19 protein-coding genes are annotated in these 22796 nt (G+C 70.3%); 7 read left to right on the top strand and 12 right to left on the bottom strand.

Translation table 11 applies throughout. The features are described 5' to 3' along the window. Positions 1-91: 91 nt before the first annotated feature. From ACOGXI_RS04325 to trxA, 6 genes are all read right to left on the bottom strand, one after another. Positions 92-982, bottom strand: a complete 891-nt coding sequence (locus tag ACOGXI_RS04325) for a hypothetical protein (RefSeq protein WP_419937652.1) — start codon at positions 980-982, stop codon at positions 92-94. An 84-nt stretch (positions 983-1066) separates the two neighbouring features. Beyond that, positions 1067-2398 (bottom strand): asparagine synthetase B, encoded by a 1332-nt coding sequence (locus ACOGXI_RS04330; RefSeq protein WP_419937653.1) that lies wholly within the window; start codon positions 2396-2398, stop codon positions 1067-1069. Further along, positions 2395-4218, bottom strand: coding sequence for a hypothetical protein (locus ACOGXI_RS04335; protein WP_419937654.1), 1824 nt, complete (start codon positions 4216-4218; stop codon positions 2395-2397). The genes ACOGXI_RS04330 and ACOGXI_RS04335 overlap by 4 nt, the downstream gene beginning before the upstream one ends. A gap of 1 nt (position 4219) precedes the next feature. Further along, positions 4220-7585, bottom strand: a complete 3366-nt coding sequence (locus ACOGXI_RS04340) for a hypothetical protein (protein WP_419937655.1) — start codon at positions 7583-7585, stop codon at positions 4220-4222. Next, entirely contained in the window at positions 7582-8439 is an 858-nt protein-coding gene (gene rsmI, locus ACOGXI_RS04345; protein WP_419937656.1) for a 16S rRNA (cytidine(1402)-2'-O)-methyltransferase, read from the bottom strand. Before rsmI ends, ACOGXI_RS04340 begins: the two co-directional genes overlap by 4 nt. Positions 8440-8544: 105 nt before the next feature. After that, on the bottom strand, positions 8545-8883 hold the full coding sequence (gene trxA, locus ACOGXI_RS04350) for a thioredoxin (RefSeq protein WP_419937657.1): 339 nt from the start codon (positions 8881-8883) through the stop codon (positions 8545-8547). A 165-nt stretch (positions 8884-9048) separates the two neighbouring features. Here trxA and mce point away from each other — a divergent pair, with 165 nt between their 5' ends. Together mce and ACOGXI_RS04360 are read left to right on the top strand one after the other, a co-directional pair. Beyond that, positions 9049-9483 carry a methylmalonyl-CoA epimerase gene (gene mce / locus ACOGXI_RS04355; RefSeq protein WP_419937658.1) on the top strand — a complete coding sequence of 145 codons (435 nt, stop codon included), beginning with the start codon at positions 9049-9051 and terminating at the stop codon, positions 9481-9483. 80 nt (positions 9484-9563) lie between these two features. Next, positions 9564-10295, top strand: a complete 732-nt coding sequence (locus ACOGXI_RS04360) for a TIGR04283 family arsenosugar biosynthesis glycosyltransferase (protein ID WP_419937659.1) — start codon at positions 9564-9566, stop codon at positions 10293-10295. Here the strand turns inward: ACOGXI_RS04360 and ACOGXI_RS04365 are convergent. Continuing rightward, positions 10228-10683, bottom strand: a complete 456-nt coding sequence (locus tag ACOGXI_RS04365) for a hypothetical protein (RefSeq protein ID WP_419937660.1) — start codon at positions 10681-10683, stop codon at positions 10228-10230. The two genes, ACOGXI_RS04360 and ACOGXI_RS04365, sit on opposite strands and share 68 nt — an antisense overlap. Beyond that, complete coding sequence (gene clpB / locus ACOGXI_RS04370; RefSeq protein ID WP_419937661.1) at positions 10680-13301, bottom strand: ATP-dependent chaperone ClpB; 2622 nt, start codon at positions 13299-13301, stop codon at positions 10680-10682. Before clpB ends, ACOGXI_RS04365 begins: the two co-directional genes overlap by 4 nt. 350 nt (positions 13302-13651) lie before the next feature. On the opposite strand from clpB, the gene ACOGXI_RS04375 reads away from it, so the two are divergent. The 5 genes from ACOGXI_RS04375 to ACOGXI_RS04395 are packed head-to-tail and all read left to right on the top strand — an operon-like array spanning position 13652 to position 18537. Continuing rightward, positions 13652-15721, top strand: a complete 2070-nt coding sequence (locus ACOGXI_RS04375; protein WP_419937662.1) for an OPT family oligopeptide transporter — start codon at positions 13652-13654, stop codon at positions 15719-15721. Next, entirely contained in the window at positions 15718-16092 is a 375-nt protein-coding gene (locus tag ACOGXI_RS04380; RefSeq protein WP_419937663.1) for a hypothetical protein, read from the top strand. The genes ACOGXI_RS04375 and ACOGXI_RS04380 overlap by 4 nt, the downstream gene beginning before the upstream one ends. Then, positions 16089-16874, top strand: a complete 786-nt coding sequence (locus ACOGXI_RS04385) for an MlaE family ABC transporter permease (RefSeq protein ID WP_419937664.1) — start codon at positions 16089-16091, stop codon at positions 16872-16874. The genes ACOGXI_RS04380 and ACOGXI_RS04385 overlap by 4 nt, the downstream gene beginning before the upstream one ends. Next, entirely contained in the window at positions 16871-17617 is a 747-nt protein-coding gene (locus ACOGXI_RS04390; protein ID WP_419937665.1) for an ABC transporter ATP-binding protein, read from the top strand. Before ACOGXI_RS04385 ends, ACOGXI_RS04390 begins: the two co-directional genes overlap by 4 nt. Continuing rightward, a complete protein-coding gene (locus ACOGXI_RS04395) occupies positions 17614-18537 on the top strand; it encodes an MlaD family protein (RefSeq protein ID WP_419937666.1) in 924 nt (307 codons plus the stop codon). The genes ACOGXI_RS04390 and ACOGXI_RS04395 overlap by 4 nt, the downstream gene beginning before the upstream one ends. A gap of 159 nt (positions 18538-18696) precedes the next feature. Here the strand turns inward: ACOGXI_RS04395 and ACOGXI_RS04400 are convergent, their stop codons facing one another. From ACOGXI_RS04400 to ACOGXI_RS04415, 4 genes are read right to left on the bottom strand one after another with little or no spacing between them, the layout of a single operon-like run. Continuing rightward, on the bottom strand, positions 18697-19479 hold the full coding sequence (locus tag ACOGXI_RS04400; RefSeq protein WP_419937667.1) for a Nif3-like dinuclear metal center hexameric protein: 783 nt from the start codon (positions 19477-19479) through the stop codon (positions 18697-18699). 5 nt (positions 19480-19484) lie between these two features. Then, positions 19485-21020: a glutamine-hydrolyzing GMP synthase gene (gene guaA / locus ACOGXI_RS04405; RefSeq protein ID WP_419937668.1), complete on the bottom strand. Its 1536-nt coding sequence runs from the start codon at positions 21018-21020 to the stop codon at positions 19485-19487. Next, on the bottom strand, positions 21017-22330 hold the full coding sequence (hisS, locus tag ACOGXI_RS04410) for a histidine--tRNA ligase (protein WP_419937669.1): 1314 nt from the start codon (positions 22328-22330) through the stop codon (positions 21017-21019). Before hisS ends, guaA begins: the two co-directional genes overlap by 4 nt. A gap of 40 nt (positions 22331-22370) precedes the next feature. Continuing rightward, positions 22371-22796, bottom strand: a complete 426-nt coding sequence (locus tag ACOGXI_RS04415; RefSeq protein ID WP_419937670.1) for a BrxA/BrxB family bacilliredoxin — start codon at positions 22794-22796, stop codon at positions 22371-22373.

Raw genomic sequence — 22796 nt, forward strand, 5'->3', positions numbered from 1 at the left:
CAACGGTGCGACGGGGAGACCCCCCGGCGTCCAGGCTGCGGCTCAGTCTAACGGAGGCGCCGCGGCTTCGGAACCACGGAGCCCTCGGACCCTACGGGGGTCCGCGAACGCGCAGCGTGTCGCCACGCCGGCGGCGGACCTCCTCCTCGGAGCGCTCCCGCATGCGGGCCCGCGCTTCCGCCGCCGCGGCTTCCACGTCGTCCCGGAGGTTCTGGATCTGGATGGCCGTCAGGTCGCGGATCGCCTGTTCGTAGGCACGCCTCTGCGGCCCCGTGGGAGCGAACCCGATGGGGATCGGGATCGTGACGTCGCCGAGGTGAATCCCCTGCTCCGAGAATCCCCACCGCTTGCCATCGCGCTCGAAGGTCCAGTCGCGCGCGCGGCGCCGCACGTCGTCTTCAAGTTGGAGGCTGTCGAGCCAGTCGCGGAGAATCGCCCGAACCGCGCTGTCCGCCCGGGCGAACTGGACCAGCCGTTCGCCGATGAGCCGGGGGGACTGCGGGTCGAACCACAGGCGCGCGTCGCTGAAGCGGAGTCGGAGCCGCGAGGCGTTGGTCCGGCCCCGCGGCCCTTCCGGCGCCGTCGGCTGACCGGCGACGATCAGGCCCGGCGCTCCGGGGAGGGGGGCTCGCTCTTCCTCCGCCCCTTCTTCCTCTTCCTCCGCCTCTTCTTCCTCCTCTTCGAGTGGCTCGGGTTCGACTTCCGGGATCTCCTCCTCGGGCGGCTCCGGCCGGGGTTCCTCGGGAAGATCCTCGGGCAGGATCGGCGCGATCTCGACCACGACGAGGGCGTCGGGCGCGGGCACGGTCTCGATGGGCGGGAGCGTGAACGGAAGCGAATCCACACGGACGCCGCCCGCGACGATCAGAAGCAGGACGTGCAGGACGACGGAGGCGAGCAACCCAACCGCCAGGGTCCGGCGCTGGGAACGATCGCGTTCGCGCTTCCGGTCGGCGAACCCTTCGGTTCGGGCGCGGGACACCGGTCTACCCGCCAGCCGAGGTCCCCGACCTGGGGCGGCCGTTCGACCGGCCAGCGGACCGGCCAACCGCCCGGGGCGAAGCCCTCATGTGATCAGCTTCTTCTTCTTCGCGGCCGGGAAAAGGACGTTGTTGAGGATGAGCCGATAGCCCGCGGAATGACGATGGAGATCCAGGTCCGTCGGGGCGTCGCCGATCAGGTGGCGGGGGTCTTCCGGGTCGTGTCCCCCGAGGTACGTGAAGGTGCCCTCGCCGAGGCTCCCGTGGAGGTACTTCACGCGTCCGCGCGCCTCCTCCTCCGCAAGCACGGTGACGCCGGGCTGCAGGCGTTCCTTCCGAAAGGTCGTCGTGAGACCGTAGAAGTCGGGCAGCACGCGTCGATGGTTCTGGGTCAGCATGGCCGGAACCGGATCGAACTTGGCGCTGAAATCGAACAGCGAGAAGCTGCCGAGATCGACCCTCCAGGGGGTGTTTACCTGGTGACCGTCGATATCGCTGAAGGCGCTGAGCGTGGGGTCCATCACGAGCACGGCGTCGCGGAAGGCGAGCGCGTCCGCCCAGCGGAGCCTGTCGCTCGCCGCGGCATCCGGCGGCGACCCATCCGCGAAGGAGGCCGCGATGTCGGTGCCCGCCGCGGCGAGGGCCAGCTCCAGCGTTTCCGTCGCCGTGCACATCGCGAACAGGAAACCGCCGCCCTCGACGTAGCTCCGGAGCCGGGCCGCGACGGCCTTCTTCAGGGCGGGCACGTTCGGATACCCGAGTTCGCGCGCGATCGCCTCGTTGCGGGCGACTTCCTCCTGCAGCCAGGCCGAGGAAGCGTACGTCAGGTAGAACTTCGAATACTGCCCCGTGAAATCCTCGTGATGGAGGTGCAGCCAGTCGAAGTTCTCGAGTTCCTCGGACAGCACCTCCCGATCCCAGATCCGCTCGTAGGGGATCTCGGCGTACTCGAGCGCCATCGTCACGGCATCGTCCCACGGGGAACTGTTGGGCGGCGTGTAGACCGCAATTGTGGGCGCCTTCTCCAGGGGCACGGCCTCCATGTTCCGCGTCTCGACCTCACGGCGGATCCTCGCCACATCGGAACCGTCGAGCGCCTCCACGGTCACGCCCATGAGCGCGGCTCGCCGGCGGTTGGACGGTGCATCCGAGACGAGAAAGGACCCGGAGCGGTAGTTCAGGAGCCATTCGGCCGACTGGCCCTCCGAGAGGCTGCCGAACACATACCCGTAGGCCTTGAGGTGGTTCTCCTGTTCGCGGTCCATGGGGACGAGAAGCTGCGCTCCGAGCCCCGAGGCGCCCGCGAGCGAGGCCAGGCCCGCCAGCAGGAGGCGGCGCGGGAGGCGGCATCGAACGCGGCATCGAATCCGGCATCGAACGCGGCATCGAATGCCGCTTCGTTTCGTCTCGGCCTTCATCGGCCTCCTCCATCGAGTTCGGCGAGCATGCGGCGCGCGACCGGCGCAAGGGCGCTGCGGGGATACCCCACGATCAACTGTTCCAGCCAGGACCCGGCGTCGTCGGGGGCGGACGCGCGTGCGAGATCCAGGAGAGCGGCGGGGGCTTCGGGGCTTCCCGGGTGCTGGCGGACGATCCGGCGCCGCAGGGCGCCGGCGATGCGGGTCTGGCCTGCGGCTTCCGCGGCCTCGGCGATGAAGCCCAGCACGACGGCACGGCCGCTCGACGCCGGGCGGCCGGCCAGATCGCGGAGGGCCGGCCCGGGGTCGAACGCCTCCGGAGCGGTGAGGAGGCCGAGCGCGGCGGCGCCCGCGATGCGGACCTCCGCCGTATCCGCCGCCTGTACGAGCGTCAGCAGCCGCAGGCGGCGCGTCCGTTCCGCCGCTCCGATTTCCGCCTCACGGGCGCTCCGGCTCGCCCGCTCCCGCGCGGAATCGCGCTGGCCCGCGTACAGCGCCAGTCGTGCCGCCGCCGCGTCGAGCCGTCCCGACGAGGCGACGCGAATCCGTTGGCGGGCGTCGGCTACCAGCGCCTCCGCCGTGCCGAGGTCGCCCGCCCGGGCGTGGCCGAGCGCAAGGTCCCCTCGCATCCCCGCCTCGGCCGCCGCGGAGTCCGGATACTGCCTCGCATAGCGGTCGAGTACGGAGGCCGCCTCATCCAGCGAAGCGGGGTCGGCCGCGAGGAGCCCGAACAGGCGGCGCGACGCCAGTTGGTGCGGGCCGTCGCCGGGGGCGCTCTCCCGCGTCAGTTCCTCGAGCGCCCGCCGCGCCGAAGCCGTATCCCTCGCGGCCAGCGCCTGCTCCCCGGACAGCGCGAGCCAGCGCAGGCGATCCGCCGGCCGCGCGCTCAGGCCGACGAGCCGCCGGGCGGACCAGGCGACCTCGCCGGGAAGCTCCGCCGCCTCCGCTTCGCGCACATACTCGCGCAGGAACGCGGCGGCCTCCGCGTCGTCCGGCATCGGCGCCGCCTCGGCCAACGCCCGGGCCGCCTCCGCGCGCCCCAGCCGCAGCGCGACGATGGCTCCCGCCCGGGATGCTCCGTCCCGCCGGTCGGCCAGACGCCCGCGCAGCCGTTCGAAGGAAGCCGCATCGACGGCGGACCCTTGGGCCTCGGTCGCCCGGAGGCCCGTTTCCACTTCGTCCGTCGCCGGCGGTGCGAGGGCGAGAAGCTCGACCCAGGCCGCGGCCAGCCGATCGCCGTCACCCGCAGCGAGAAGGAGGTCGGCGAAGCGCGTGAGGAGTTCCCTGCCGGGGGTCGCGGCGTCGCCCAGCGTCCGGATCGCCCCCGCGGAATCCCCCGCCGCAAGCTGGACATCGGCGCGGGCCAGCCGCGCCGCGGAGAGTTGGGGGGCTTCCTTCAGCCAGCGGTCGCTCACGGCGAGGGCCGAATCGAGCATCCCCGCGCCGGTCAGGCCCCGCACCCACCACAGCCGGGCGACCTCCTCGTCCGGGGCCGCGGCAACGGCGGCCTCCGCGTACGGCACGAGCGCGGCGGCCTCGCCCGACTCCAGGGCCAGTTCGCCGAGCAGCGCGAGCGCGCCCGGCGACGCGGGCGCCCTCGCCAGGTGTTCGCGCAGGGCGGATGCGGCTTCCGCGGCCCGTCCGCCCGCGCGAAGGCGCTCCGCCCGCGCCACGGTGCGCTGCTCCGAGGCCGCGGATGCCTGGCCGGCCACGGCCGAGACCATCGGCAACTGGGCGCCGCAAACAGCCGCCAGGAGCGCGAACATCCGCATGGCTCCGCGGATCCCGCCCGCGGGCAACCGGAACCGGGGAGGATCCACGTCAGGGCTCCCGCCGGGCCGCGGCGCCTGCCGGAGGCACGCGGTTCAGCCGGTCGAAGTACTCGAAGATCAGCGACCGATAGAAGAGCGGCAGCTCCCGGAGCAGGGCTTCCGTGGGCGCCGGGTAGCGGCGTCCCCGCAGCAGCTCCGGGTCGATCGGCGGCGGGGTCCCCGGCGCAGCCGTGGCTTCGCGCGACTCCCGCTCGTTGGGGTCGAGATCCTCATCCTCCAGCGAGCGCCCCGCGTCGAGCATGCGCCGGAAGAGTTGGCGCTGTCGTTCAAGCGTCTCCTGCGTGGGCCCCTCCAACTCGAGCTGCTGTGCGAGTTCGGCCGCCTCCTCCGCCAGTTCCTCGGGACGTCCCAGCAGGTCGCCCTCCGGATCTTCCAGCTCTCCGAGTTCGTCGGCGACCTCCTCCTGGCGCCGCACGATCTCCTCGCGCCGCCGCTCCTCTCCCGACGGCCGCGGGCCGGGCATGAGGAGCGAACTCGTCTCCTGCGTCACGGCCTGCTGCTGCTGCGCGAGCTGGTTCATCTGATCCGCCGCGTCCTGGCCGGCGGACTCCTGCCCGGCCGCCCGCGCCGCCTCCTCGCTCGCGAGCAGATGTCGGGCCAGCGAGTTCAGCGACTCCTGGATGCCCTCGACCTCCGCCCGGGACGGGAGACGCCGCGCGCCATCTCCCGCGAGCCGGTCCAGCAACTGATCCATGCGTTCCGCCGCCTCGCCCGCCGCCGCCCCGGTACGCTGGTCGAGCATGGCGGCCTCGTTCCCGGCCTCGGAGAGTCTCTCGACCAGATTCTCCAATCCCTGACGCACGGCCCCCTGCTGCGCGCGCCAGGATGCCGGATCCGCCGTATTCTCGCCGCGCGTCGCCTCCGACAGACGGCCCTCCTCCTCTGCCAGCGCGAGCGCCTCGCTCCGTGCGCGAGCCAGCGACTCGACGGCGGCCTCTCCCTGCTCCCCGCTCATCTCCTGCTGCGCCGAACCGAGGGCGCCCGCCGCCTGTTCGAGCGCCTCCGCGGCTTCCTCCGCCGCCTGCCGCTCCGATTCGCCGACCTCGCCCGGCTCTCCGGACGGGGACGTTTCGGCTCCACTCTGCGCGTCGGCCATCTTCCCGAGGGCCTCCTGCGTGCGCTCACCGGCGGCCCGGGCCGAGTCCGCAGCCATCTCCCGGTCCGCCGCCTCGAGTTCCGCCTCCAGCTCGGCCAGGCGCTCCGCCAGCGCCTCGGCCTGTTCGACGAGAGACTCCTGGCCCTCCTGAAACGCCTCGGCATCCGTCTCGCCGGCGACTTCCCTCTGCTCCTGCGCCAGTTCATCCGCGTTGGCCTGCGCCGACTTCATCGCCTGTTCGAGCGCAGCCTGCTCGAGCATGCCGAGCGTCTGGTCCACCTGCTCGCGCAGATTCTCGTAATCGTCGGAGAGCTGTTCGAGCGCTTCGCGCACCGCTTCCGGATCCAGCTCGCGCAGTGCTTCCGCGAGCGCCTCGATCTGCTCCTCGAGTCCGCTCGCGGCCAGTTCCTCGTAGCGTTCGGCCAGACGCTGCAACTGCTCCTGCAGCGCGGGGTCGGAGAGCGGCGAGGCTTCGAGTTCCTCCTGAAGAGCCTGGAGCTGTTCCTCCACCCCATCGAACTCCGCCTCGGACCGCTGCGCCTCATCGAGTACGCTCCGCGCCTCTTCCGTGGCCTCGAACCGGACCTCCTCGCTGTCGTCCCCCTCGGCATCCGTCTGCCGCGCAGCGTCGGCCGCCGCCTCGGCCAACGCCTCCAGACTCTCCTCCAGGGCCTGCGCGGCGTCGGACAAGGCCTCGGTTTGCTCCGCGCGCTGATCCCGAATCTCCGTGAAGGTCGGAACGCGAAGCAGGAAGACGTCGGAAAGCGCGGGCCCCCTGGCCGGGTGTCCGTCGAAGGCCTCGAAGCGGTAGAACAGCGTATCCCCGGGCAGGAAGGATTCCGCGCTGCGGTCGAGCAGGTGCCGGAAGACCGCGCGCGCCGCCCCGGCCGGTTCGGGAGAAAGCGCCTCCCGTCGCTCCGCGTTCTCACTGCCCAACCCCGAGCGCCAGCTGCGAACGAAGGCTCGGCGGAGACCGATGTCGTCCTCCATGTCCACGATCACCGGCATCACGCGCTCGTAGCCCAGGATCGTGTCCGGGGCCGGATAAAGGAGGTGGATGCGCGGCTGAAGATCAGGGACTACGTGCACCCGGATCGGGTCCGGGACGATGGGCGCGCCGAGCGACGATTCGGCCCGCAATTCCCACGCCCAGGCGCCTGTCCGCTCCGGAACCCACGAAACGGCGAACTGCGAGCCCGCGATCTCCAGCGGGATTCGGGCTGCCGCCTCGCCGCTTTCACCGTCGCCGGGCTCCCATGCGAGAGCCCCGCCATCGAGCGCAAGGTTGGTCTCCCCGCTCAACCGCAATCTCGTACCCTCCGGCGCCACCAGCGGCGGAATCCGACCCCGGTAACGCTCCGACGCGCGCCCGAGATAGGCCGGAAATTCGACGGTGAGCTGGAGATCCTGGACCAGAAGCGGCTCGAGGGGACGGATAAGAAGGGTGTCGCTCGAGAAGCCCTCCCGGTCTTCGGCCCACACCGCCGTGGGAGAGATGATCGGCGCGGTGCGGCCCTGCGCCGAACCGGTCGCCGATACCTCCAGGAGGGTCCGTTCGGGCGCCCGGCCCGCCGCGCGCCACACCAGGTCGACCCGGTCGCGTCCCGTGGCCGAGATGGACAGCACAGCCGCTTCTCCGCGCGGTACACCGGCCGCGCCGGTCAGGCCGAGGGGCGGAAGCGGCGCGGGAAAGGCGGTGCGCCACGGCGCGCCCAGCGCCGCGGCGGCGGAGAACGTGGGCTGCGGGCGCAGCAGCGCGGCCGCCGAGATCGCGAGCAACATGAGCGTCACGGCGACACCCGAACGGCGAATCCGCCGCTTCCACCCCGGGCCGCTGACCGGCAGGAGCCCGCGCGGCGCGGCGTTCCCCAGCGCCTCGGATACACGCGCGCGGTGGAGCGCGGCCAAACCGGCGCCCCCAACCGCCTCCGCCCCTTCCAGCTCGATCGCGGAGCGGACGTCGCCGGCCCCCAGTCCCGCCGCAACGTCCGCCTCCTCCGCCACCGCATGCGGACGCAACGCGCGCCAGACGCGTCGGACGATCCACGTCAGCCCGGCGAGGCCGGCCCACAGCACGAGGGCGAGCGCGAGCGGCACGAGCGAGCCGCGGCCTTCCCGAGCGGAAACCGGGAGCAGGGAGAGGACGAGGATCAGCGCACCGCCCAGCGTAACGGCTGAAGCCGCCGCCGTCGCCGCGGCCCGCGCTCGAGCCGCCGTGCAGGCGGCGGCCAGCCGTTCGAAGCCGAATCCGTCACTCATTCCGAGGGCGCCTCTTGAACCTGCAAGCTCACGCGATAGGCCTCGTTCCGGCTCAGACCGAACTCCGCAGCCAGGCGGCCGGCAATCTCGCGCCGCCGCAGGCCATCGCGCGACCAATGTCGCGCCTCTTCCATGAGGACCGCCAGATCGGGCGCTTCGTTGCCTGCCGTGTTGCCTGCCGCACCGTCCCCGAAGACGATCGTCACCTCACCCCGGACCTCGCGAGCCGCGAACGCGGACGCCAGCTCGCGCACGGATCCGGCCGTGGTTTCCTCGTGCATTTTCGTCAGCTCCCTGCAGACGACGGCAGCCCGCTCCCCCAGGCCCGCTTCGGTCAACTCACTGAGGAGCGCGACCAGTCGCCCGGGCGCCTCGAACGCGACCGCGGTGTCCACGCAGGCGCGGAGATCGTCGATCCAGGCAGAGCGTTCGCCGCCCCGCCGGGGAACGAATCCGAGAAAAAGAAACCGATCCGCCGGAAAGCCGGACACGGAGAGCGCCGCGAGCACGGCGGAAGGACCGGGAACCGCCAGCACCTCGTGCCCCGCTTCGCGGGCGGCGGCGACCGCCCGGCAGCCGGGGTCGGATACGGTCGGCGTGCCCGCGTCGGACACCAGCGCCGCGGTGCGGCCCGCGGCGAGGGCGGCGAGCAACTCCTCCACCCGTGCCCGCTCGTTGTGCATGTGCAGCGATCGCAACGGGACGTTCGCCTCCACCCGCGCGAGCAGCTTGCCCGTGCGCCGCGTGTCTTCCGCGTAGCACACGTCGACCGAACGCAGCATCCGGACCGCACGCCGCGGCATGTCGTCCAGATTGCCGATCGGCGTGCCGACCACGTAGAGCGTTCCCGTCACGACACGCGTCCTCGTCTCCCGTTCGGCGCCCGATGCGCCCGCGCCCCCCGAAGCCACCAGGGCCGGGGGGCGCGGAGTCGGCGTGGCCCGTGGCGGCGGCGCCCCTCAGGCGTGCTCGAGGATCTTTCTCTCGAGAGAATCCCTGGGGTGCGCCCCCACGAGGGTGTCCACGACCTCCCCGTCCCTGAAGAAGAGGATGCTCGGGATCGAGCGCACGTTGAAGCGAAATGCGGTTTGCGGGTTCGCATCCACGTCGAGTTTTCCGATCGTGACGCGCCCCGAATACTCCTGCGCGAGTTCGTCGACAATCGGCCCGACGAGCCGGCACGGGCCGCACCACTCCGCCCAGAAATCCACCATCGCCAGGCCCTCCGCGCCCTCGATCTCGTCCGCGAAGTTCGCATCCGTGATCTCGACGGGCCCTCCGTTCGCAACTTCAGCCATTCGAATCTCCTGTTCCTGTGCCGCCCCGCCCACCCGTCCGGGAGGAACCGCTTCTCCTCACTGGCTCCGGCGCGGGGTCCGGAATACGTTCCCGCGCGCGGGCGCAGGTGAGGTTTCGTACCCCGGCGCCACCGCTCGTGTTCTCCGAAAGGGTTTCCGGCCGCAGTGAACCAAGGCAATCGCATTCCGGGCGCGCCCATTATCGACCACGTGGGAATCGCGGTCAACTCGCTTCCGGAAGCCGTGCGGCAGTGGTCCGCCATCCTGGGCCGGTCGCCGTCCGGGGAGGAAACCGTTCCCTCGGAGGGCATTCGGGCCACCTTCTTCGGCGAGGACGCCGGCCGGATCGAATTGCTCGCTCCCCTGACCCCGGAGTCGCCCATCGCCCGCTTCCTCGACCGGCGCGGCCCCGGCATCCACCATGTCTGCGTGCGCGTCGACGATCTCGAGGTCGCCCTCGCGGGCGCCGAAGCGGCCGGTGCGCAGGCCATACCGCCGCGGATCCGCCGCGGCGCCGGCGGTGCCCGCATTGCCTTTCTGCATCCCCGCTCGCTGAACGGAGTTCTCCTGGAGATGCGGGAGGATCCCGAGCGAGGGTGACGCAGGAGCCGGAGCCCCCCGAGCCCCCCAGAGGGTCGCCACGGAGGTCGCAGCGTCCCCGGCCGGAGTTCTCCGTCATCGTGCCGACGCTCGATGAGGAAACGCGGCTCGATGAGACGCTCCGGCGCGCAAGGTCCGCCCTCGGCCCGGAGGCGGAAATCATCGTCGTCGACGGAGGCAGCCGGGATCGCACGACGGAGATCGCGGCCCCTCACGGCCGCGTGCTGTCGACCCGCCGCAATCGCGGCGCCCAGCTCGCCGCCGGGGCCCGGGCCGCCGCCGGAGAGGTTCTCGTCTTCGTGCACGCCGACACATGGCTTCCCGATGGTGGGGCGACGGCCATCCGCGCCGCGGTTCGCGGAGGCGCGGAGGCGGGCTGTTTCCGCTTCGCCCTTCAACCGCGCGCGCGCCGATGGCGCTATCGCCTGCTCGAATGGGGCGTGAACTGGCGGACGCGCCGATTCAAAACCGCCACGGGCGATCAGGCCCTCTTCGCCACGCGCGACGCATACGAAGCATGCGGGGGTTTCGGTGACCTTCCCCTCTTCGAAGACGTGACCTTCGTCCGGGCCGTGCGGCGAGTCACGCGGTTTCGCCTTCTCGCCCTCGCGGCGCGTACCTCGAGCCGTCGCTGGGAAACCGGTTTCCTTGCCACCGTTGTTAAGCACTGGACGTTACGTGCGGCCTTCCTCGCGGGTGCGGACCCGCAGCGACTCCGCCGCTACCACGAGCGGCCCTCCGGGATCACGGAGTCCGGAGTCCCTCCGTCCCGATGCGCTCCACGAACCAGCGGCTCCCATCCGAAACGGTGATGAACGGGACGCTCACATCCCCGTTGCGCGTCCCCGTCAGATCCACCATCCAGCGCGAGGCGCCCCCGGCCGCCGAGACGGGATTCGGGCGGAGTTCGTAGGCGCGCGGCGCGAGCAGGCTCGCGAGCACGAACATCCTCTGTTCCGTCTCGGCCCGCCCCCAGCGACGGTCCGCCGGGCCCTCATCCGTTCCGAACAGCCGAGCCATGGCAGGGTAGTCGCGCAGCCTCGCGGCATCGAGAAACCGCGCGATGGCCGCCTCCGCGGACTCCGCTCCATAGATGTCCATGCCGGGGCGCCTCCCGGCGTCTCCGCGCGACGCGCAGCCGGCGAGCGCGAAACCCGCCACGGCCGCGGCCATGACCGCGACGCGAATTCCCGGGTTCATTCCTCCCCCTTCCGCGAATCGGGTACGACCGGCACGAAGCGCAGCCCGTCGCCGTCTTCTTCGAGTTCCACGCGCAGCGCGTCGCCTTCCCGGAAGCGGCCCTCCAGGAAGGCCATGGCGAGCGGGTTCGCGATGAGCCGCTGGATCGCGCGCTTGAGCGGGCGCGCCCCGAACGCGGGGTCGTACCCGACCTCCGCGATTCTTCGCCTGGCCGGTCCGGCGACCTCGATCCGGATGTCCCGTTCCGCCAGCATTGCGGCCACCCGGTCCACCTGGATCCCGACGATCGACTCGAGGTGCTCCCGGCTCAGCGGCTGGAAGACGAGAATCTCATCCACCCGGTTGAGGAACTCCGGCTTGAAGCGGCCGCGCAGGGCATTCTCGACCTCCGCCTCCGTCCCCTCCCACGACTCGCCGGCCTCGGAGCGGGCGAGGATCCTGGAACTTCCGATGTTGCTCGTCATGATGAGGACGGCGTTGCGGAAGTCCACCGTGCGCCCGCGGCCATCCGTCAACCGCCCGTCATCGAGGATCTGGAGGAGGACATTGAAGACTTCCGGGTGCGCCTTCTCGATCTCGTCGAACAGCACCACGGTGTAGGGACGCCGCCGCACGGCCTCGGTGAGCTGTCCGCCTTCCTCGTATCCGACATACCCGGGCGGCGCGCCGATGAGACGTGCCACCGCGTGCCGTTCCATGTACTCGGACATGTCGATCCGGACCATGGCGGACTCCTCGTCGAAGAGGAATTCCGCGAGCGCTTTCGCCGTCTCCGTCTTCCCGACACCGGTGGGGCCGAGGAACATGAAACTCCCGATGGGACGGTTCGGATCCTGAAGTCCCGCACGACTCCGGCGCACGGCATCCGACACGGCCGTGATGGCGTGCGACTGGTTCACGACGCGCCGGTGCAGGTGCTCCTCGAGCGTGGCGAGACGGTCCTTCTCATCCTCGAGCATTCGGGCCACCGGAATCCCGGTCCAGCTCGCCACGACTTCGGCGATCTCGCCGGGTCCGACTTCCTCGTTCAGAAACGAGCCCTCGTCCTGGATCTGCTTCAACCTGGCTTCCGCGGCGAGGAGTTCGGTCCGCCGCTTCGGCAATTCTCCGTGCAGGATTTCGGCCGCGCGCTGGTGGTCCACGCGCCGCTGCGCCTGCTGTGCCTCCACGCCGAGTTCCTCGATCTGGCGCTTGAAGCGCTGAACGGTCTCGATGGTGTCCTTCTCGCGCATCCAGCGGGCGTTGAGTCCCGCGAGCGACTCGCGCGCCGCGGCGAGTTCGCCCTCCAGCTCCGCGAGCCGCCCCCGGCTCCGCGCATCGTCCTCTTCGCGCAGCGCCTCGCGCTCGATCTCGAGTTGAGTGACTCTGCGATCCAGCTCGTCGATCTCCTCCGGCATCGAGTCGATCTCGATGCGGAGTCGGGACGCGGCCTCGTCCACGAGGTCGATCGCCTTGTCGGGCAGGAATCGGTCGCCGATGTAGCGGTCGGACAGGCGCACGGCGCTCACGAGCGCGGGATCCGTGATCCGTACGCCGTGGTGCACCTCGTAGCGCTCCTTGAGTCCGCGCAGGATGGCCAGGGTCTCGTCCACGCCGGGTTCGCCGACGAGAACCGGCTGGAACCGCCGCTCGAGAGCCGGGTCCTTCTCGATATGCAACCGGTATTCGTCGAGCGTCGTCGCGCCCACCATGCGAAGCTGGCCCCGAGCCAGGGCGGGCTTGAGCATGTTCCCCGCGTCCACCGCCCCCTCGGCCGCCCCGGCCCCCACCACGGTGTGGAGTTCGTCGAGGAAGATGACGTAACGGCCGCCGGATTCGGTGATCTCCTTCAGCGTCGCCTTCAGGCGCTCCTCGAACTCGCCCCGGTACTTGGCGCCCGCCAGCATCGAACCGATGTCCAGCTGCACGAGCTGCTTGTTCCGGAGTGACTCGGGGATGTCCCCCGCGACGATGCGCTGCGCGAGCCCTTCCGCGATCGCCGTCTTGCCCACGCCGGGCTCGCCGATGAGGACGGGATTGTTCTTCCTCCGCCGCGAGAGGACTTGCATGACGCGGCGGATCTCCGCGTCCCGGCCGATGACCGGGTCGAGCTTCCCGGCGCGCGCCTCGGCCGTGAGATCGACACCGTACCGTTCGAGCGCGCGGTACTTCCCTTCCGGATCCTGATCCGTCACGCGATGCGGACCCCGGACCTCCTCCACCGCCTTCCGTGTCGCTTCCGGACCCGCGCCGGCGTTTCGGAGCAGCGGGCCCGTCGTGGAGGCCTTTTCCCCCGCGAGGGCCAGGAGGAGGTGCTCGGTCGTCACATACGAGTCGCCCATCTCCCCCGCGAGCGCGTCGGCCGCGTCGAGGACGCGGTCGAGCTCGCGGCTGAAGGCCGGCGCCGCTCCACTCTGCCTCGGCAGGCGGCGCACAGCCCGCTCGAGCCGCGTCTCCAGATCGGGAAGGTCGATGCCCAGCGTCTGCAGGACCGGCACGATGACGCCGCCCTCCTGCGCGAGCAGGGCCGCGAGGAGATGCACGTCCTCGACGGCGGGGTTGTCCGACCGGCGCGCCGCGAGGGTCGCATCGTTCAGGGCCTCGCGGGCCTTCAGCGTGAGTCTGTCGTTCGGGATCATCGTCTATTCGCCGCCTCGAAGTTCTTCCGTGTCGCTTACGTGTTCTTCCGTGTTTCCGCGGGTGTTCGCGTCGAACCGCCGCCGTCGGGCCGCGGCCTCCCCGTTTCATGAGCAATCCCCGTGCCCTCCCCCTGCGCCGGGTTCGGAGACCCCTATCCGCCGGAACGGCGGGATGACCGCCGATCAGGCGGTGAACGGGACCGCCGGGGGCCCTCACGCGGTGCCACTTCGGCAGGGGCTCCCGTGTTGACCCCTGCCGGACCCGCGACTAGCGTCCCAGCGGTCGATCCCGCCCCATGAGGACTCGATCGTTTCCCGTGTCGGGACCGGGACAACCTGGAGGGATGCCCATGTCGGACGCAGCAGGCGGCGCCTCGGAATCGGGCGCACACAAGCCGTATATCCCCGCCTCGCAATCCCTGCCCGAGATCACCGGCAAGGCGATCGTCCTCGGCATCCTCCTCTCCGCGGTCCTCTCCGGGGCAAACGCCTATCTGGGCCTCAAGGTGGGCCTCACCGTGTCCGCGTCGATCCCGGCCGCCGTGATCTCCATGGCGATCCTCAGGATGTTCCGCGAGCACAACATCCTCGAGAACAACATCGTTCAGACGGCCGCATCCGCGGGCGAGTCGCTGGCGGCCGGCGTGATCTTCACCCTGCCCGCCCTCATCCTTCTCCGCCACTGGGCCGGGTTCCCGTTCCTGCCCACGATGGGGATCGCGCTCTGCGGCGGGATTCTCGGCGTCCTCTTCACCATCCCGCTCAGGCGGGCCCTCATCGTCGAGGCGGATCTGCGCTTCCCGGAGGGCGTGGCGACGGCGGAGGTGTTGAAAGCCGGGGCCAGCGGCGGCTCCGGCGCGAAGCTGATCGCCTTCGGGGGCGTGGCGGCCGCCCTGATGAAGCTCTCGCAGACCGGCCTCAAGATCGCGGGCTCATCCATCGAACACGGCGTTACGGTCGGCCGTTCCGTGTTCGGGGTCGGAAGCGACCTCTCCCCCGCCCTGCTCGGCGTCGGATACATCGTCGGACCGCGCGTCGGCAGCCTCGTGCTCGCGGGCGGCGCGATCTCCTGGCTCGCGGGGATCCCCATCTACATGGCGATCACGGACCCGCAGGTCGTGGCCGGCATCACGGGGGATGCGAGCGGCTACGACGCGGCCGCCGCGATCTGGAGCGCGCAGATTCGGTTCATGGGCGTGGGGGCCATGGTCGTGGGCGGGATATGGGCCCTCGTCTCGCTCCTGGGCGCCGTGAGAGATGGCGTGCGGTCCTCCATCGAGGCGCTGCGCGCCGCGCGCGCGAGCGACGGGGGCCCTGAGATCCCCCGCACCGAGCGGGACATGCCGATCAACTTCGTCGGGATCGGGACGGTGGCGCTCGCGCTGCCGATCCTCGCGGTGTTCGTGCTCGTCATCGACCGCGGCGCGCTCGCCATCACGCCCGGACTCTACTGGCTCGTGCTCGGGCTCGGGACGGTCTTCGCTCTCCTGGCGGGATTCCTCTTCGCCTCGGTCGCGGGCTACATGGCCGGTCTCGTGGGGTCCTCGAACAACCCGATCTCGGGCGTGACGATCGCCACGATCCTCACGATCTCCCTCATCCTCTATCTCCTTCTGGGACTGCAGGTCGACTTCACCGTCTCGGCGCCCCAGGCGCTGTCCGCGGCCGCGACCGCCATCCTCGTGGGGGCCGTCGTCGCCTGCGCCGCGGCGATCGCGGGCGACAACATGCAGGACCTGAAGGCCGGCCGGATCGTCGGCGCCACCCCCCGTCAGCAGCAGATCATGCAGCTCATCGGCGTCACCGCCGCCGCCCTTGTCATCGCGCCGATCCTCGGCCTCCTGTTCGAGGCGTACGGGCTCGGCGGCGTCCTGCCGCGCGAGGGGATGGACCCGGACGAGATGCTGGAGGCGCCGCAGGCGACGCTCATGGCTTCCGTCGCCGACGGCGTTTTTTCGCGCAATCTCCCGTGGGGGATGATCGGGATCGGGGCGTTCATCGCGGCGTGCGTGATCGGCCTGGACCAGACCCTCAAGGCGCGCGGCTCCAGCCTGCGGGTGCCGGTCCTCGCCGTCGCGGTCGGGATCTACCTGCCCATCGAACTCGAGGTCCCCATCTTCGTGGGCGGGATCGTGGCGTGGCTGGTGGGCCGGGCCGTGACGCGCGGCGGGGGCGACGAAGGCGCCGTCCGACAGGCGAACCATCGCGGCCTCCTCTTCTCTTCGGGACTCATCACGGGAGAGGCGCTCGTCGGCATCCTCCTCGCGATCCCGTTCGCGGTCTGGCAGAGCACGGACGTGATCAGCCTCATGAGGTTCGCGCCGGATGGATTCGAGACGGCCGCGAGCTGGATCGGCGCGGCGGCCGCGGTCGGATTCATATTCTGGCTCTACCGCGCCTCGCTGCGCGCCTCCGAATGAAGCGCGCGCGCCGCGACGGGGCGGTCATGAAGGCGATCCTGCTCGTCGCGGGCCTCGCGGCCGTCGGCTGCGGCGGATCCGGCGGCAGCCTGGACGAAGACACCTACGTTCAGGTCATGGCCAGGCTCAGCTGGGCGCGGGCGAAGTACGCGGACGCGGCGGAGGGCGACTCGGTGCGGGCCGCGGCGCTCGACGAGCATGGCGTGACCGGACAGCAACTCGATGAATTCGTCACCCGGTTCGGAGACGACCCGAGACGCATGCACCGGCTATGGGAGGCGATTCGCATCGAGGTGGACGTGCTCGACGGCGTTCCGCGACCGGAATCGCAGTTGGAGATACCGGACGCGGAGAGGCACGAAAGCCGTTGAAGGCGCCGAACCTCCTCGCCGCGCCCGGCCGGTCCGCCCGCGCCGCGGCGCTCCACGCCGGAAGGGCCGGCATGCTGGGCGTCGCGACGTTCCGCGCGCTCGCCCATCCGCGCCGGTACGCGCTGGAGACGATCCAGCACGCAAAGTTCATCGGCCTCGACAGCCTCCCGCTGGTGCTGCTGATGGGCGCCCTCTCCGGCGCCGTCATGGCGCAGCAGACGATGTATCAACTCTCCCCGGGGCTGCCGAGGGAGATCGTCGCGGGCGGCGTCGTGGGCGGCATGCTCACGGAACTCGGGCCCGTCCTGACGGCGGTCGTCCTCGCGGGACGCGTCGGCGCGGCGATCGGGGCCGAACTCGGCACGATGAAGGTGACGAACCAGATCGACGCGCTGCTGACGATGGGCCGGGATCCCGTCGTGGAACTCGTGGTCCCGCGGGTCGTGGCGGGAACCCTCATTCTGATCCCGCTCGTCATGCTCGCCAACGCGATGGGGATCTTCAGCGGCTACGTGACATCGGTCGGCATCCTCGGACTGAGTACGGGAGAGTACGTGGATGGGGCCAAGGGATATTATCACCACGGCGCGCTCATCTTCTCGCTCGTGAAGGCGGTCGCGTACGGATTCGCGATCACGTTCATCTCGAGCCACGTGGGGCTGCGCGCGAGCGGCGGAGCGGCGGGTGTGGGCCGCACGGCGACGAGGGCGGTGGTCGCCATCATCGTCTCGATCATGGTCCTCGACACCGTACTCGGTCCGGTGTACAAGACGCTCACGTGATCAGGATCATCGGCGTGCACAAGTGGCTCGGGGGGCGCCCGATCCTGAGCGGCGTGGACCTCGATGTGCGGGAAGGTGAAACCCTCGCCATCATGGGGCCGTCAGGGACGGGCAAGAGCGTCCTCCTCAAACACATCGTCGGCCTCTTCGATCCGGACGCCGGAGATATCCTCGTCGACGGGATTTCGGTACCGTCGGCCGACCGCGCCGAGATGGCCGCCGTTCGCACGAAAACCGCCTACGTGTTCCAGAATTCCGCCCTCTTCGATTCCATGACGGTACGAGGAAACCTGCTGATGGGTCTCCCACCCGGTTTCTGTCGCGGCCGCGCCGCCAGGTGCGAGGAACTGGTCCGCGCCGCGCTCGATCACGTGAACCTCGATCCGGAAGTGCTGACGCTCCTGCCGGCCGAACTCTCCGGAGGCATGCAGCGGCGGGTCGCCATCGCGCGCGCCATCATCGGGAAGCGCCGCTACGTCCTGTACGATGAGCCCACCACGGGGCTGGACCCCGTCAACGCGACCCGGATCAATCGGCTGATCGCGCGCGTGAGCGAGGAAGTCGATGCGACGAGTATCGTCGTGACCCACGACGTGGAGTCCGCCTTCTTCCTGTCCGACCGCATCGTCCTCCTTTCGGACGGCGTCGTCGCGGCGGAGGGTACGCCGCAACAGCTGCGCGAGACGGACAACCGGGCCGTGCGCGAGTTTCTCGACGCGGCGCCCACGCGGGGTCCCGCGTGAGGGATCCGGGGCTGCGCGACCGCGGCGTCGAGGTCCGGGTCGGCGTATTCGTCATCCTTACCGCGGCTGTCATCGTGGCGGGTCTGTTCTGGATATCGGGCTCGCCGTTTCGCGGCCCCACGATCCGCGTGTGGGGGATCGCGGCGAACGCGAACCGGATCGCGACCGCATCGCCCGTTCTGCTGCGCGGGGTGGAGGTCGGCACGGTGGACGAAGTCGCGCTCGAAGCGGAGCGCGTCGTCCTCGCGATGACGCTCTCCTCGCGGGTCCAGCTACCGGCGGACACCCGGGGCACCATCCAACCGGACGGTTTCCTGGGCCAGCAGCTCGTCGAGCTCACGCCGGGGACGAGTGCCCGGGCGCTGACGGAGGGCGATACGCTCTCCCTCGACCGCCGATCCGACCTCACGTCGCTGGCGTCGACCCTCGGGGACGAGGTGGGCTCCCTGATCGGCGAGATGGAATCGCTGCTCGACGGCGGCCTGACCGAGAACGTCGTCTCCGGATCGGAAGCCTTCACGCTCGCGATGCGGGAACTTGCCGGGATTCTCGAGACCGAGCGCACGTCGATCGGCAGCCTGCTCGCCAACATGGACACCCTGTCGAGCCGGCTCGCGGGAATGACCGGGTCCGAGGAAGTCGATCGCACGCTGGCCAACCTCGACACGCTCTCGTCCCGGCTCGCCGGCGCGAGCGCGGATTTCTCGACCGCCGGCCGATCCCTCGCGGAGATCACGCGGGGGCTGGAAAGCGGCGAGGGAACGCTCGGGAAGTTCCTGCGCGAAGACACGGCCCACGATGAACTGCTGGAGACGCTGGGGACGCTGCGCGCCGCCGGCGAGGAACTCGCCCTCCTCCTGCGGGACGTGCGCGAACGTCCGGATCGTTACCTCACGGACCTCAAGGTCTCGGTCTTCTAGTGTGGTGTCGCAGAAGTCCGCGAGCCACCGAGAGCGTCGAGGCGCCGAGTACTGCAAGGCGCTCCGACGAGGAATAGCAGAGCTATTGCGAGGAGGAGCAACGCCGCAGGGGCGGATGCATCGGCGCTCGAATGGCCGTGGGATTGCTGCGACACCACACTAGAGCCCTGTCGGTACGTCGAAGAAGGTGTGCTCCACGCCGAAATGCTCCGCGGCGCGCGCCGCCAGAGCCCGGATGCCGAGCGTCTCCGTCCCGTAATGGCCCGCATAGATCACGTTGATTCCGAGCTCCATCGCTTCGTGGTACGTATGGTGGTTCCCCTCCCCCGTGAGGAAGGTGTCGGCTCCCGCCATGGCGGCGGCCTCGATCATCGAACCCGCCCCGCCCGTGACGATGGCGAGCCGCGACACGCGTTTCGGCCCCCCGGGGATCACGACGGGGGCGCGTCCGCAGACGGCTTCGGCCCGAGCCGCGAGTTCGCCGCGAGACGCGTCGACCGCGCCGATGACGCCGATCCCGTCGTTTCCCTTGAAGGACCCGAAGGGTTCGATGTCTCCGAGGCGGAGTTCGGCGGCGAGGAGGACGTTGTTGCCGATCCGGGGATGCGCGTCGAGCGGAAGGTGCGCCGAGTACAGCCCCATCCCGCTCTCCACGAGGCGGCGGCAGCGCTCGTACGCGGGGCCGACGAAGGGACGCAGGCCGCCCCAGAACAGTCCGTGGTGGACGAGGAGAATCCCGCACCCCGCATCGGCCGCGAGGTCGATCGTGGCCTGGCAGGCATCCGTCGCCGCACCGATGCGGACGACGGCGCGGCGCCCATCGACCTGCAGTCCGTTCAGGGCGAAGGGGTAGTCCTCGATTCCGGCTACGTCGAGGAAATCATCGAGCCAGGCGGCAACTTTCCGGCAGTGCGGGCCGCTCCCGGCACCGGATCCCGCCACGGAGGCTACTCCCACTCGATCGTCGCGGGGGGCTTCGAGGACACATCGTAGGTCACCCGGTTCACCCCCTTCACCTCGTTGATGATGCGGTTGGAGATCCGGCCCAGCACGTCGTGGGGGAACTGGAACCAGTCGGCCGTCATTCCGTCCAGCGAGGTCACCGCGCGCAGCGCGACGACGTTCTCGTACGTGCGCGCATCCCCCATGACGCCGACCGACTGAACGGGCAGCAGGACGGCGAACGCCTGCCAGATCTCATCGTAGAGGCCCGCCGCGCGAATCTCATCGAGATAGATCGCGTCCACGTCGCGCAGCGCAGCCAGTTTCTCTCGCGTCACGTCGCCGAGAATGCGGATGGCGAGGCCGGGACCGGGGAAGGGATGACGCCCCACGATCTCCTCCGAAAGGCCCAGCTCGCGGCCGACGGCGCGCACCTCGTCCTTGAAAAGCTCGCGCAGGGGCTCGACGAGTTCGAACGGGTGATCCGGACGGAGTCCGCCGACGTTGTGGTGGGACTTGATCATCACCGACGGTCCCCACACCGAGACGGACTCGATCACGTCGGGGTAGAGCGTTCCCTGCACGAGGAAACGCGCGTCGCCGTGCCGGCCCGCCGCCTCCTCGAACACGTCGATGAAGGTGTGGCCGATGATGACCCGCTTCTCTTCGGGTTCCTCGACGCCGGCGAGGCGGTCGAGGAAGAGGTCGGCCGCGTCGACGACCTCGAGCCGCATCCCCATGTGTTCGCCGAACACCGCCTCCACGGCGTCTCGTTCACCCTTCCGCAGCAGACCCGTGTCGACGAAGATGCAGGTGAGCCGGTCTCCCACGGCCCGCTGCACGAGCGCGGCGGCCACGGAGCTGTCCACGCCGCCGGAGAGGCCGCAGATGACGTGCCCGTCCTCCACCGTCTCGCGAACCGCGGCGAGCTGGTGATCGATGATGTTCGCGGCGTTCCAGCTCATCTCGCAGCCGGCGATCTCGAACAGGAAGTTCCGCAGCATCTCCCCGCCGCGCGTCGTATGGGCAACCTCCGGGTGGAACTGCACGCCCCAGATCCGCCGCTCCTCGGACCGGATCGCGGCGATGGAGTTCTCGGTCGTCGCCGAGACCTCGAAGCCCGGAGGCAGCGCGTGGAGCGAGTCGCCGTGGCTCATCCAGACCTGGGTAGGCTCGTCATCGGCGAACCCGTGGAAGAGAGGGTCCGTCGACCGCACCCTGAGTTCGGCTCTCCCGTACTCCCGGCGCTCGGCCTGCTGCACCTCGCCCCCGACAAGATCCGCGACGAGCTGCATTCCGTAGCAGATCCCGAGAATCGGGACACCCATGTCGAGGGTCTCGGGCTGGGCCGTGGGGACGCCTTCGTCGTATACGCTCGCCGGCCCTCCGGAGAGGACGATGGCCGCCGGGTCGTAGCGGCGGACCCACGCCGGGCTCCGCGTCGGCGGATGCACCTCGCAGTACACGCCCTCCTCGCGAATGCGGCGCGCGATGAGCTGCGTGAACTGGGACCCGAAATCGAAGATGAGAACGCGACTCACCGTACTTCCTCTCCTCTCGCTTCGCCGGGTGGCCTGGTCAGCGTCTCGATCGCGACCTCCCGTTCCTCGCCGGAGGCCATGTCGCGGAGGACCGCGACGCCCCGCTCCACTTCCTGCGGCCCGAGTACGATGGTGCGGCCGGCGCCCGCCTGGTGGGCGGCCTTGAACTGGCGTCCGACGCCGCGCGGCCGAAGGTCGTAGAGCACCCGCCGTCCCCGGTCGCGCAGGGAGCGGGCCAGGCCGAGCGCCAGAGGTCGCTCCCCATCCGAGACACAGACGATGTAATCGTCCACCCGGGGCGGCGTGCCGGGCACGAGGCCACGGTCCTTGAGTAATTCCGCCAGGACCACATCCCCCATGCCGAAGCCGAGCGCCGGAAGATCCACGCCTCCCAGCGCCTTCAGGAGGTCATCATAGCGTCCGCCCCCGCAGATCGCGCGCAGTTCGTCCCGGCGATCCCATATCTCGAACACGGTCCCCGTGTAGTAGGCAAGTCCACGGACGAGACCCGCGTCGAACCTGACGAAGTCGGCGAAGCCCGTCGCGCCGAGATGCGCGAACACGGTGGACAGCCGGCCGGCCGCCTCCGCGATCGCTTCGTCTCCCCGGTGCGCCGCCGCCAATTCCTCCAGCGGGAGCCGGATGGCCGCCAGCAGGCGCGTCGCCGCCTCGCGCTCCACGCCCTGTGCCGCGAGCCGCCGTCGGACCCCGTCCTCCCCTTCCTTCTCGAGCCGGTCCAGGGCGCCGAACACCGGGACATGGTCTTCGGCGGCGATGCCGTGCGCGTCGAGGAGCGCGCCGATGAGACGCCGGTCCGAGATGCGGACCACGATGTCTGCGGCCCCCAAGCCGAGTTCCCGCAGCGCGTCGATGCCCGCGCTGATGATCTCGGAGTCGGAGAGCGGGTTCGTCTCGCCGACGATGTCCATGTTGAGCTGGAAGTGCTCGCGGAGCCGGCCGCGCTGAGGCCGTTCGTAGCGGAAGAGCTGCGGGATCGAGAACCAGCGTACCGGCTTGGCGAGTCCCCCGGCGCGGGTGGCGATCATGCGGGCGAAGGTCGGCGTCATCTCGGGCCGCAGCGCCACGGCGCGGCCCCCCTTGTCCTCGAACTCGTACAGTTGGCCCACGATCTCGTCGCCGGACTTCCGCGTGTAGAGTTCGAGCGCCTCGAGGGGAGGTCCGTCGTACTCCGTGAATCCGTAGCGGGCGCCGACCCTCCGCCAGGCCGAGAAGATGTGCCGACGAAGGGCCAGTGTCTCGGGGTAGAAGTCTCGGAAGCCGGGCAGCCCGCGGATCTTCGCGGAACTCACGGTCCGATGAGCGCCGGCAGCCCGCGGCACGAACTCCGCTTTATTGGCTTGTCGCGCAGTATTGGTCGTACGCCTTTGTGAGATCGGCGGCGATATCGCGGGCCTCGCGGCCCTCAATCTGGTGTCGCTCGAGCATGAACTGCAGTTCCCCGTCCGAGAGCAACGCGAGAGAAGGCGAAGAGGGTCGGACGCCTGCGAAATACTGCCGCGCGCGCGCCGTCGCTTCCGCATCCTGCCCCGCGAAGACCGTGACGACGCGATCGGGCTGCTTTCCGTGGCCCATCGCCATCGCGACGGCGGGTCGCGCGTTGCGCGCCGCGCAGCCGCAGACGGAGTTCACGACGACGAGCGTCTCCCCGTCGGCCCCGAGGGCTTCGTCCACTTCATCCGAGGTCCGAAGCTCGCGCACGCCGAGGCGGGTGAGTTCGTCCCTCATCGGTTGTACCAGTCTGGGATCGTACAGCAT

This window comes from Candidatus Palauibacter sp., from assembly GCF_965208055.1.
In the GTDB taxonomy this organism is placed as follows: domain Bacteria; phylum Gemmatimonadota; class Gemmatimonadetes; order Palauibacterales; family Palauibacteraceae; genus Palauibacter.